Below are 13,120 nucleotides of genomic sequence, written 5' to 3' on the forward strand. Positions count from 1 at the left end.
GTTGAAAGTGTTGACGTTGCAGTAAACTTAGGTATCGATCCTCGTAAATCTGACCAAAACGTTCGTGGTGCAACTGTATTACCACACGGTACTGGTCGTGAAGTACGCGTAGCTGTGTTCACTCAAGGTGCTAACGCAGATGCAGCTAAAGCAGCCGGTGCTGATTTAGTAGGTATGGAAGATTTAGCAGAGCAAATCAAAAAAGGCGAAATGAACTTTGATGTTGTTATCGCTTCTCCTGATGCAATGCGTGTTGTTGGTCAATTAGGTCAAGTATTAGGACCACGTGGTTTAATGCCAAACCCTAAAGTTGGTACTGTAACACCAAACGTTGCTGAAGCAGTTAAAAATGCTAAATCTGGTCAGATCCGTTATCGTAACGATAAAAACGGTATCATCCACACCACTATCGGTAAAGCAAACTTCTCTGAAGTTCAATTAAAAGAAAACCTTCAAGCATTATTGGCTGCTTTAAACAAAGCAAAACCAACTACTGCAAAAGGTATCTTTATCAAGAAAGTAAGCATCTCTACCACTATGGGTGCAGGTGTTGCTGTTGATCAAACTTCTTTATAATTTAAAGAATTGATAGATTTTAAACCGCACTTTTTTAAAGTGCGGTTTTTTTATTTCATAAAATTTCTACATAAGTTTTAAACTTGACGAGAAAGCCGCATTCATTTAAAATTTACCTCCTTAAAATTAGCAAAGATTTAGATTGATTTTTAATCAATTTTGACCTTTTATTGTTTAATTTAACCGTGTTTTTGATAGAAAGCACATCCACACAATGACAAATTCACCGTTATTTGTTGTTGTTTTGCTCAAGTTGTCGTCCTATGTAATTTGAGTTGTCACCCCACTACAGAAGTAAGGTTCAGAGTGCGGTCATTTTAACGGTCATTCACGTCACAGTTAGTTTGTGGCTAGGTCACTGAACAGTTAGCAGAGGAAAACCAATGGGTTACTCCTATTCTGAAAAAAAACGAATTCGTAAAGATTTCGGTAAACGTCCGCAAGTTTTAAATGTTCCTTATTTATTAACCATTCAGTTGGACTCTTTTGATAAATTTATTCAAAAAGATCCTGAAGGTCAGCAAGGTTTAGAAGCGGCATTCCGTTCTGTATTCCCTATTATAAGCAATAATGGCTATACAGAATTACAATATGTAGATTATCGTTTAGAAGAACCTGAATTTGATGTACGTGAGTGCCAAATTCGTGGCTCAACTTATGCAGCAGGCTTACGTGTAAAATTACGTTTAGTGAGCTACGATAAAGAATCTTCTTCACGCGCAGTCAAAGATATTAAAGAAAATGAAGTTTATATGGGTGAAATCCCATTAATGACTGATAACGGTACTTTCGTAATTAATGGTACTGAGCGTGTTATCGTTTCACAATTACACCGTAGTCCAGGCGTATTCTTCGATTCTGACAAAGGTAAGACCCATTCTTCAGGTAAAGTGCTTTATAACGCACGCATTATTCCTTACCGTGGTTCTTGGTTAGATTTTGAATTCGATCCAAAAGATAACTTATTTGCTCGTATTGACCGTCGTCGTAAATTACCGGCAACAATCATTCTTCGTGCATTAGGTTACACCACCGAAGAAATCTTAAACTTATTCTTTGATAAAATTACCTTTGAAATCGCTGGTGATAAATTGTTAATGACTTTAGTGCCAGAACGTTTACGTGGTGAAACGGCTTCTTTTGATATTGAAGCAAATGGCAAAGTTTATGTTGAACGTGGTCGTCGTATTACTGCACGCCATATCAAGGCATTAGAAAAAGATAAAATTTCACAAGTCGTTGTACCTTCTGAATATATTTTAGGTAAAGTTGCGTCGAAAGATTATGTTGATTTAGAGTCAGGTGAAATTATTTGTCCTGCAAATGGTGAGATTTCTTTAGAGACTCTTGCAAAATTAGCACAAGCAGGTTACACCACGATCGAAACTTTATTTACTAATGATTTAGATTACGGCCCATATATTTCTGAAACGCTACGTGTAGATCCAACTTATGACAAAACCAGTGCGCTTTATGAAATTTATCGCATGATGCGTCCGGGTGAACCACCAACACCAGAATCTTCAGAAGCGTTATTCAATAATTTATTCTTCTCTGCAGAGCGTTATGATTTATCTGCTGTCGGTCGTATGAAATTCAATCGTTCTTTAGCGATCGCAGAAGGTGAAGGAGCTGGCACTTTAAGCAATGAAGATATTATTGCGGTAATGCGTAAATTGATCGACATCCGTAATGGTCGCGGCGAAGTAGATGATATCGACCACTTGGGTAACCGTCGTATTCGTAGCGTAGGTGAGATGGCGGAAAACCAATTCCGTATTGGTTTAGTGCGTGTAGAAAGAGCGGTAAAAGAACGCTTATCTTTAGGTGATTTAGATGCAATCACACCGCAAGACTTAATTAATCCAAAACCAATTTCTGCAGCAGTGAAAGAATTCTTTGGTTCTTCACAACTTTCACAATTTATGGACCAAAATAACCCATTATCAGAAGTCACGCACAAACGTCGTATTTCTGCATTAGGTCCAGGCGGTTTAACGCGTGAGCGCGCAGGCTTTGAGGTACGTGACGTACATAATACTCACTATGGTCGTTTATGTCCGATTGAAACCCCTGAAGGTCCAAACATCGGTTTGATCAACTCACTTTCTGCTTTTGCACGTACTAATGATTATGGTTTCTTAGAAACACCATATCGTAAAGTGGTTGATGGCCAAGTTACTGAAGAAATTGAATACCTATCTGCAATTGATGAAGCAAACTATATCATTGCACAGGCAAACTCAAATTTAGACGAAAATAACCGTTTTACTGATGCATTTGTTACTGCACGTGGTGAACGTGGTGAATCAGGTTTATATAAACCTGAAGATATTCACTATATGGACGTTTCGACACAACAAGTGGTATCTGTTGCGGCTGCATTAATTCCATTCCTTGAGCATGACGATGCGAACCGTGCGTTGATGGGTGCGAACATGCAACGTCAAGCAGTTCCAACATTACGTGCTGACAAACCATTAGTTGGTACAGGTATGGAAAAACCAATCGCACTTGACTCAGGTGTTGCGGTTGTTGCAAAACGTGGTGGTACAGTTCAGTACGTCGATGCTTCTCGTATCGTTATTAAAGTAAATGAAGATGAAACCATTGCTGGTGAAGCTGGTATTGATATTTATAACTTAATCAAATATACCCGTTCTAACCAAAATACTTGTATTAACCAAATTCCTTGTGTGAATTTAGGCGATCCAATCAATCGTGGTGAAGTATTAGCAGACGGCCCTTCTACTGATTTAGGTGAGCTTGCATTAGGTCAAAATATTCGAGTGGCGTTCATGCCTTGGAACGGTTATAACTTCGAAGACTCAATGTTAGTTTCTGAACGTGTTGTTCAACAAGACCGTTTCACTACCATTCATATTCAAGAATTATCTTGTGTTGCGCGTGATACCAAGTTAGGTGCAGAAGAAATTACTGCGGATATTCCAAACGTAGGTGAGTCAGCGTTAAGCAAACTTGATGAATCTGGTATTGTTTATGTTGGTGCTGAGGTTAAAGGTGGTGACATCTTAGTAGGTAAAGTAACGCCTAAAGGTGAAACTCAATTAACCCCAGAAGAAAAACTTTTACGTGCAATCTTTGGTGAAAAAGCTTCTGATGTTAAAGATTCTTCATTACGTGTGCCAAACGGTACATCAGGTACGGTTATTGATGTTCAAGTCTTCACTCGTGATGGCGTAGAAAAAGATAAACGTGCATTAGAAATCGAAGAAATGCAACTTCGTGAAGCGAAAAAAGATTTAACTGAAGAGTTAGAGATTTTAGAAGCTGGCTTATTTGCTCGTGTTCGTAATCTTCTTATTTCTAGTGGTGCTGATGCAGCGCAATTAGATAAATTAGATCGCACTAAATGGTTAGAACAAACCATTGCAGATGAAGAAAAACAAAATCAATTAGAACAGCTTGCAGAGCAATACGAAGAACTTCGTAAAGAGTTTGAACATAAACTTGAAGTGAAACGTAAGAAAATCATCAAAGGTGATGATCTTGCACCGGGCGTGTTAAAAGTGGTTAAAGTTTACCTCGCGGTGAAACGTCAAATCCAACCGGGTGATAAAATGGCGGGTCGTCATGGTAACAAAGGTGTTATCTCGAAAATTAACCCAGTTGAAGATATGCCATACGATGAGAATGGCCAACCCGTTGAGATCGTATTGAACCCACTGGGCGTACCATCTCGTATGAACATCGGTCAGATCCTTGAAACCCACTTAGGTTTAGCTGCGAAAGGTATTGGTGATCAAATCAACGCAATGCTTAAACAAAAACAAGAAGTGGAAAAATTACGTGGTTATATCCAAAAAGCGTATGACTTAGGTAATGGCTCACAAAAAGTGGATTTAAGTACCTTCACAGATGAAGAAGTATTGCGTTTAGCTGAAAATCTACGTAAAGGTTTACCGGTTGCGACACCAGTATTTGATGGTGCAGCTGAAGCTGAAATCAAAGAGCTATTAAAACTTGGCGGATTACCAACTTCAGGTCAAATCACTTTATATGATGGCCGTACAGGTGAGAAATTCGAGCGTCCAGTAACAGTGGGTTATATGTACATGCTCAAATTGAACCACTTAGTTGATGACAAAATGCATGCTCGTTCAACTGGTTCTTATAGCCTTGTTACACAACAACCATTGGGTGGTAAAGCTCAATTCGGTGGTCAACGTTTCGGTGAGATGGAGGTATGGGCACTTGAAGCATACGGTGCAGCTTACACCTTACAAGAAATGTTAACGGTGAAATCGGATGATGTGAATGGTCGTACGAAGATGTATAAAAACATCGTAAGTGGTAACCAACACATGGATCCAGGCACACCGGAATCTTTCAATGTAATTATGAAAGAAATCCGCTCACTTGGTTTAAATATCGAGTTAGACGAAGAGTAATCAGTAGGGGAGTGAAGAATTTCTGATTCACTCACCTTACGAAAGAAAAATCGCCGAAGTGCGGTGTAAAAACATCGAAATTTTTAACCGCACTTTAAACCTTTAACTCCGACAGGAGAACATTTGTGAAAGACTTAGTTAAGTTTTTAAAAGCACAATCAAAAACCAGTGAAGATTTTGATGTGATTAAAATTGGGTTAGCCTCCCCAGATATGATCCGTTCTTGGTCATTTGGTGAAGTGAAGAAACCTGAAACCATTAACTACCGTACGTTCAAACCTGAACGTGATGGTCTTTTCTGTGCACGTATCTTCGGGCCTGTAAAAGATTACGAATGTTTATGTGGTAAATATAAACGTTTAAAACACCGTGGTGTGATTTGTGAAAAATGTGGTGTTGAAGTTACTCAAACTAAAGTTCGCCGTGAACGTATGGGACACATTGAACTTGCATCGCCAGTTGCACATATTTGGTTTTTAAAATCATTACCGTCTCGTATCGGTTTACTTTTAGATATGCCATTGCGCGATATCGAACGTGTACTTTACTTTGAAATGTACATCGTGACCGAACCGGGTATGACTGATTTAGAGCGCGGTCAGTTATTAACGGAAGAACAATACCTTGACGCTGAAGATCGTTGGCAAGATGAATTTGAAGCGAAAATGGGTGCTGAAGCGATTCAAGATCTATTAAAAGGTATGGATCTTGAAGCTGAATGTGAAAAATTACGTGAAGAATTACAAGAAACTAACTCTGAAACTAAACGTAAAAAAATCACTAAACGCTTAAAATTATTAGAAGCATTTGTTCAATCTGGCAATAAACCAGAGTGGATGGTAATGACTGTATTGCCAGTACTTCCACCAGATTTACGTCCATTAGTGCCGCTTGATGGTGGTCGTTTTGCGACTTCAGATCTGAACGATTTATATCGTCGTGTGATCAACCGTAACAACCGTTTAAAACGTTTATTAGATTTAATTGCGCCAGATATTATTGTGCGCAACGAAAAACGTATGTTACAAGAATCTGTTGATGCGTTATTAGATAATGGTCGTCGCGGTCGTGCAATTACGGGTTCTAACCGTCGTCCATTAAAATCATTAGCGGATATGATCAAAGGTAAACAAGGTCGTTTCCGTCAAAACTTATTAGGTAAACGTGTTGATTATTCCGGTCGTTCTGTAATCACTGTGGGTCCATACTTGCACTTACACCAATGTGGTTTGCCGAAGAAAATGGCCTTGGAATTATTCCGTCCGTTTATCTACGCTAAATTAGAAAGCCGTGGTTATGCAACGACAATCAAAGCGGCTAAGAAAATGGTTGAGCGTGAAGACGCGATCGTTTGGGATATTCTTGCAGAAGTTATTCGTGAACACCCAATTCTATTGAACCGTGCGCCAACACTTCACCGTTTGGGTATCCAAGCGTTTGAACCGATCTTAATCGAAGGTAAAGCGATTCAATTACACCCACTCGTTTGTGCGGCGTTCAACGCGGACTTCGATGGTGACCAAATGGCGGTACACGTTCCATTAACGCTTGAAGCTCAATTAGAAGCTCGTGCGTTGATGATGTCAACCAACAACGTGCTTTCACCTGCAAACGGTGATCCGATTATCGTTCCATCACAAGACGTGGTATTAGGTCTTTACTATATGACCCGCGAAAAAGTGAACGGTAAAGGCGAAGGCATGTTATTGCAAGATCCTCGTGAAGCTGAAAAAGCATATCGTACTGGTGAAGCAGAATTACATTCTCGCGTGAAAGTACGTATTACTGAATATGTGAAGAATGAAGCTGGCGAATTTGATGCTAAAACCACGCTGACTGATACAACTATTGGTCGTGCGATTTTATGGATGATTGCACCACAAGGTATGCCTTATTCATTGTTCAACCAAACATTAGGTAAAAAAGCCATTTCTAAACTGATTAACGAAGCTTATCGTCGTTTAGGTTTAAAAGAAGCGGTAATGTTTGCTGACCAAATTATGTATACCGGTTTTGCGTATGCGGCACGTTCTGGTTCATCAGTTGGTATTGATGATATGGAAATTCCAGCGAAGAAATATGAAATTATTTCTGCAGCGGAAGAAGAAGTGGCTGAGATCCAAGAGCAATTCCAATCAGGTCTTGTGACGGCAGGCGAACGCTATAATAAAGTAATCGATATTTGGGCCGCGGCGAATGAACGCGTAGCGAAAGCGATGATGGAAAACTTATCTCAAGAAGAAGTCATTAATCGCGAAGGTAATCCTGAAAAACAAGCATCCTTTAACAGTATCTTTATGATGGCTGATTCTGGTGCGCGTGGTTCTGCAGCACAGATTCGTCAGTTAGCAGGTATGCGTGGTTTGATGGCTCGTCCAGATGGCTCGATCATTGAAACCCCAATTACAGCAAACTTCCGTGAAGGTTTGAACGTATTACAGTACTTTATTTCAACCCACGGTGCGCGTAAAGGTTTGGCGGATACCGCATTAAAAACAGCAAACTCAGGTTACTTAACTCGTCGTTTAGTTGACGTAGCACAAGACTTAGTGATCGTAGAAGATGACTGTGGTACGCACGAAGGTTTAGTCATGACCCCATTAATCGAAGGTGGTGATGAAAAAGTTCCACTTCGTGAATTAGTGTTAGGTCGTGTAGCAGCAGAAGATATTTTAAAACCAGGTACAGAAGAAGTATTAATTCCTCGTAACACCTTATTAGATGAAAAACTCTGTGATGTGTTGGATGCAAACTCTGTAGACAGCGTAAAAGTACGTTCTGTTGTAACTTGTGATACTGATTTTGGTGTATGTGCGAAATGTTATGGTCGTGATCTTGCTCGTGGTCATTTAATAAACCAAGGTGAAGCAGTGGGTGTTATTGCTGCTCAATCTATCGGTGAGCCGGGTACACAGTTAACCATGCGTACGTTCCATATCGGTGGTGCGGCATCTGCGGCAGCGAAAGAATCTAGTGTACAAGTTAAAAACACTGGTACATTACACTTAATGAATGCGAAATTCGTGACTAACGATGAAGGTAAATTAGTATTAACGTCTCGTAATACTGAATTAACTATTACCGATGCATTTGGTCGTACTAAAGAACACTATAAAGTGCCTTACGGTGCGGTGTTAAGCAAAGGTGACGGTCAAGAAGTTACTGCAGGCGAAACTATCGCAAATTGGGATCCACATACAATGCCAGTTGTCTCTGAAGTATCTGGTTTTGTGAAATTCGTTGATATTATTGATGGCTTAACTGTAACGCGTCAAACTGATGAATTAACAGGTTTATCATCAATCGTGGTTCAAGATGTGGGTGAACGTGCTACTGCGGGTAAAGATTTACGTCCAACCATTAAATTAGTTGATGCAAATGGTAACGATATTTTCTTACCTGAAACTGATGTTCTTGCACAGTACTTCTTACCTGGTAAAGCAATCGTAAGTTTAGACGATGGCGCAGCAGTGAAAGTAGGTGAACCATTAGCACGTATTCCGCAAGAATCTGTGGGTACTAAAGATATTACCGGTGGTCTACCACGCGTTGCGGATTTATTCGAAGCTCGTAAACCAAAAGAACCAGCTATTTTGGCTGAAATTTCTGGTATCGTGTCTTTCGGTAAAGAAACTAAAGGTAAACGCCGTTTACTAATTACTCCTGCGGAAGGCGAAACTTACGAAGAAATGATTCCAAAATGGCGTCAGCTCAACGTATTTGAAGGTGAGATGGTACAACGTGGTGACGTAATTTCTGATGGTGCTGAAACACCACATGATATTTTACGTTTACGTGGCGTGCGTGCAGTAACTGAATACATCGTGAACGAAGTACAAGATGTTTACCGCTTACAAGGGGTAAAAATCAACGATAAACATATCGAAGTTATCGTTCGTCAAATGTTACGTAAAGCGGTAATTACTAAAGCTTACGACTCAGAATTCCTTGAAGGGGAACAAGTCGAAGTTGCTCGCGTGAAAATCGTTAACCGTCAACGTGAAGCAGAAGGCAAACCACCAGTTGAGTTTGAGCGCGAATTATTGGGTATCACCAAAGCGTCTCTTGCAACTGAATCCTTCATCTCTGCCGCATCGTTCCAAGAAACTACTCGTGTTCTTACCGAAGCAGCTGTGGCAGGTAAACGTGATGAATTACGTGGCTTGAAAGAGAACGTAATCGTTGGTCGATTAATCCCTGCGGGTACAGGTTTTGCGTATCATCAAAATCGTCATAAACATCGTTTAGTTGATGATGTCGTAGCGAAATTATCTGAAGAAGATGAAGCTGCTATCGCTGATGAGTTTGTTATGACAGCAGATGATGCAAGTGCAAACCTAGCTGAAATGCTTAATATGGCAGATGATGCGGAATAATTAATTCCCTATATAAGAAAACCCGAATGAAAGTTCGGGTTTTTTGTTTTTAAGTTTTATTTTTCCATTTTGCACTGAGCTAAGATATCCAGTTTCTTGTCATAGATTTTCTTATCGTTTTTTGTATCCATCATCGAAAAAACTGTGTGGAAGTAGTTATCGTGGGAATATTCCTGGGTTTCTGCATTTTTACGAAGACAATCTAAATCGAAACCTTCATTTTTTATCCACATTGGTGATAACCACATTACCATGGGCACTCTAGTTTGATAAATTGGGGCAATGGCGTAAGGGGCAGCATGTAGGTAAATACCATCTTCACCAAGGCTTTCACCATGGTCAGATACATAAAACATCGTACTTTCCCAATTCGGTTCTTTTTCTAAGGTTTTGATTACTTTGTTTAAAAAATTATCAATATAAAGAATGCCATTATCGTAGGTATTTACTAGCTGTTCCTTCGAACATTTTTGGATTTCGTTTGTTTCACAAGTAGGTGTAAATTTTTCATATTCTTTTGTATAGCGTTCGTTGTAAGTTGGTCCGTGGCTCCCTATAGTATGAAGTACAATCACTGTATCTTTGTCAGATTTTTTCAATTCTGATTCTAAGTCTTTCAGTAAAACTTCATCTAAACATTCTCCATTTTTGCAGTAATTTGCTAAGTTTAATGAGGTTACATCTTGTGTTGGAATTTGCTCGCACACACCTTTACATCCAGCATCATTATCACGCCATAACACCTCAATGCCTGTGCGTTGCAAAATGTTTAACAAATTATCTTCGTGAGAAGCTTTGGTTTCATCATAATCTTTTCTGGTATAACGAGAGAACATGCAGGGTACGGAAATCGCTGTTGCAGTTCCACAGCTAGATACATTTTTGAAATTGATCACATCATTTCTAGCCGCTAATTGTGGCGTTGTTTGACGTGCATAACCATTTAAACCCCAGTTTTGGGCGCGAGTGGTTTCACCGACGACAAGAATAGTTACGTGGCGATATTCATCTGGTTTCATTAATACAGTATCTAATCCAATTTGGGTAAATGGCAAATTTATTTGGTAGTTTTTCTTGGCTATTTTAATTCCCGCACCAATAAAGTTAGAAGGCAGAATTAAGTGTGCAACGTCTTTATTATTACGTGAAAATGCAGCATATTCTTTGTAATAAAACTTGCCTATTACGGTAATAACAAGGGTTGAAAGAATGATCATTCCTATGCGAATTAATATTTCTTTATACCAACGGTGATATTTTACTGTTGTGCGTAAATAAAGAAATGCAGGAATAATGCCTAAAAAGAAAATCCATAATAAATAAGGAAACGTAATTAAGCGGGAACTTTCCGCTATATTAGTTTGTAATACGTTGTTAAGTTGATCGCTATTAAAATAAATGCCAAAGAAAATTTCTTGGTAACTAATTGCAGAGGAAATTACTAAAAAGAGAGGAATGATGACTTTATGTAAGATCGGCAAGGTGATAATTTGAAATGCCGCATTTAATGTAAAAAATACAAAGAAAGGTACCGTTAATAAGAAATAATCTTCTGGATTTCCTGTAAATGGGTTTAATTTTAAAATGCTTTTATAAAATGGATAATTCAGTATGACAGTAAAATAAAGTGCAACAATAGCGATTAATGTTGTGGATGAAAGTGAGAATTTTTGATAAAAATAACGTGAAAATTGCATAAAAGACCTCTGGATTAAAAATAAGTTTAGATGATCAATTTTTAAGATAGAAAATGAGCTCATTAAAATAATAAATAACAACCGCATTTTTAGCTAAAATGCGGTACTAATTACTATCAATAGACATTAAAATAGAGGGCATGGTTCATTTATTTTATGCTCTTAATTTAATTGTAGCACGTTCTAATTGTCTGGCTAAGCACTCTTTAGCAGAAAGAATTTGTTTGCTAAAACGATTGTTGAAGTGCTCTTTTAATTTAGATAATGGGTTGGATTTTTCATTATTGTCGCAATTAAATAATTTCTGAATATGCTCGTTTATTGAATTTAATTCTTGTAATGCAACGTTTGTTCTTGCTTTTAATTCATTAAGTCTAATTGCAATTTTTTCTTGAATCTTTGTTTCTAAATGTTGTGTTAGTGCAGTTTTATCCTCACTTTCTTGATATGCTTGTTCAAATTCTGCTATTTCTGCATTGAAATCTAATCCTATGCCACGTTCTAAATCAACTAATACTGATGTGCTATATTCCATTTGAGCAGAGAGTTGTTGTTGACTTTGGTGTAATTTATTTTTAATTTCCGAACCTTGTTGAATTTTGGTATTTAAAGATTTTGCTAATTCTTGCTGTTTTTCTATAGCATCTAATTTTAATTGCTCAACTCTAAGTTGCATTTGTTGCATTACATCATTCATATTTTCTATGTTTTCCATATTTTCCCCTGTGAAATAAATTAAAGTATTTTTATGTGCATCGATTAGCTTATCGCCTTCCGATGTTTGTATTAAAACAAATAATTCTTAAGAAAAAATTAAGAGATATTCAATGATTTCTAATTTCTTCTCATTTTTCACCGCACTTTCGATTTTCTCTGTAAATTTAACTGTTATTGGGAGAGTTTGAGTGCAGGGTTGGATTTTGTGTTAGAACACTATCAGAATAGGTAATATTGGTTGGATATTAAATGAGTGAGCCATTCGTCAAATGGAAATTTCACAAGAATTTGAGACTTTTAGAAAAGTCCGTTGTTGATGGCTGTGCTAAACTTGACTCAAATTTTTCAAAATAAGGATAATATTATGAGTACAACAAAACCTTTTCCTCTTCCAACAGGATATTTCGGTATTCCTCTTGGTTTGGCAGCCTTATCTTTGGCTTGGTTTCATCTAGAAAACTTATTTCCAGCTGCGCGAACAGTAAGCGATATTCTTGGCATCGTAGCAAGTGCGGTCTGGATTTTATTTATTTTAATGTATGCGTATAAACTTCGTTATTACTTTGAGGAAGTTCGAGCAGAGTATCATTGCCCTGTTCGTTTTTCCTTTATTGCGTTGATTCCTATTACAACCATGTTGGTGGGCGATATTATTTATCGTTGGAATCCTTTAATTGCTGAAGTGATGATTTGGATTGGTACTGTAGGACAGTTACTTTTCTCATCATTGCGTATCAGTGAATTATGGCAAGGTGGTGTATTTGAACAAAAATCCACTCGTCCTCCGTTTTATTTGCCTGCGGTAGCGGCAAATTTCACAAGTGCAAGCTCATTGGCATTACTCGGTTACCATGATTTAGGTTATTTGTTCTTCGGCGCAGGAATGGTTGCATGGATTATTTTCGAGCCCGTATTATTACAACATTTGCGAATTTCATCTCTTGAGCCGCCATTTAGAGCCACAATGGGCATTATTCTTGCACCAGCATTTGTGGGCGCATCCGCTTATTTGTCACTCAATCATGGCGAAGTGGATACTTTAGCTAAAATCCTTTGGGGATATGGATTCTTGCAATTATTTTTCTTATTGCGATTATTCCCTTGGATTGTGGAAAAAGGACTTAACATTGGCTTATGGGGATTCTCATTCGGATTAGCGTCTATGGCAAACAGTGCTATCGCTTTCTATCATGGTAATGTTTTACAAGGCGTGTCTATTTTTGCCTTTATTTTCTCGAATTTAATGATTGGCTTATTAGTTCTAATGACGATTATTAAATTAGCTAAAGGGCAGTTTTTCCTAAAATAAGGCATTAAATCGACTAAGGCAGGGATTCCCTGC

The 13,120-nt window shown here is 38.2% G+C and carries 6 protein-coding genes; 4 read left to right on the top strand and 2 right to left on the bottom strand.

All coding sequences use genetic code 11. From position 1 onward, the window contains the following. The 3 genes from rplA to rpoC form a co-directional block, all read left to right on the top strand. The coding region (rplA, locus tag AAX15_RS06580; RefSeq protein WP_046939641.1) for a 50S ribosomal protein L1 at nt 1-576 on the top strand (576 nt) is incomplete at its 5' end. Between the two features lie 383 nt (nt 577-959). Beyond that, nucleotides 960-4,988, top strand: coding sequence for a DNA-directed RNA polymerase subunit beta (gene rpoB / locus AAX15_RS06585; protein WP_046939642.1), 4,029 nt, complete (start codon nt 960-962; stop codon nt 4,986-4,988). A gap of 125 nt (nt 4,989-5,113) precedes the next feature. Continuing rightward, nucleotides 5,114-9,364, top strand: coding sequence for a DNA-directed RNA polymerase subunit beta' (gene rpoC, locus AAX15_RS06590; protein ID WP_046939643.1), 4,251 nt, complete (start codon nt 5,114-5,116; stop codon nt 9,362-9,364). Nucleotides 9,365-9,420: 56 nt separating this feature from the next. Here the strand turns inward: rpoC and AAX15_RS06595 are convergent, their stop codons facing one another. Together AAX15_RS06595 and AAX15_RS06600 are read right to left on the bottom strand one after the other, a co-directional pair. Beyond that, nucleotides 9,421-11,061, bottom strand: coding sequence for a phosphoethanolamine transferase (locus AAX15_RS06595; RefSeq protein WP_046939644.1), 1,641 nt, complete (start codon nt 11,059-11,061; stop codon nt 9,421-9,423). Nucleotides 11,062-11,215: 154 nt separating this feature from the next. Beyond that, nucleotides 11,216-11,776: a hypothetical protein gene (locus AAX15_RS06600; protein ID WP_046939645.1), complete on the bottom strand. Its 561-nt coding sequence runs from the start codon at nt 11,774-11,776 to the stop codon at nt 11,216-11,218. Nucleotides 11,777-12,142: 366 nt separating this feature from the next. Here AAX15_RS06600 and tehA point away from each other — a divergent pair, with 366 nt between their 5' ends. Then, the gene (tehA, locus tag AAX15_RS06605; protein WP_046939647.1) at nt 12,143-13,087 is read left to right on the top strand and encodes a dicarboxylate transporter/tellurite-resistance protein TehA; all 945 of its coding nucleotides are present in this window, start codon (nt 12,143-12,145) and stop codon (nt 13,085-13,087) included. Nucleotides 13,088-13,120 lie beyond the last annotated feature (33 nt).

The organism is Haemophilus haemolyticus, from assembly GCF_001008275.1.
Taxonomy (GTDB): domain Bacteria; phylum Pseudomonadota; class Gammaproteobacteria; order Enterobacterales; family Pasteurellaceae; genus Haemophilus; species Haemophilus haemolyticus_P.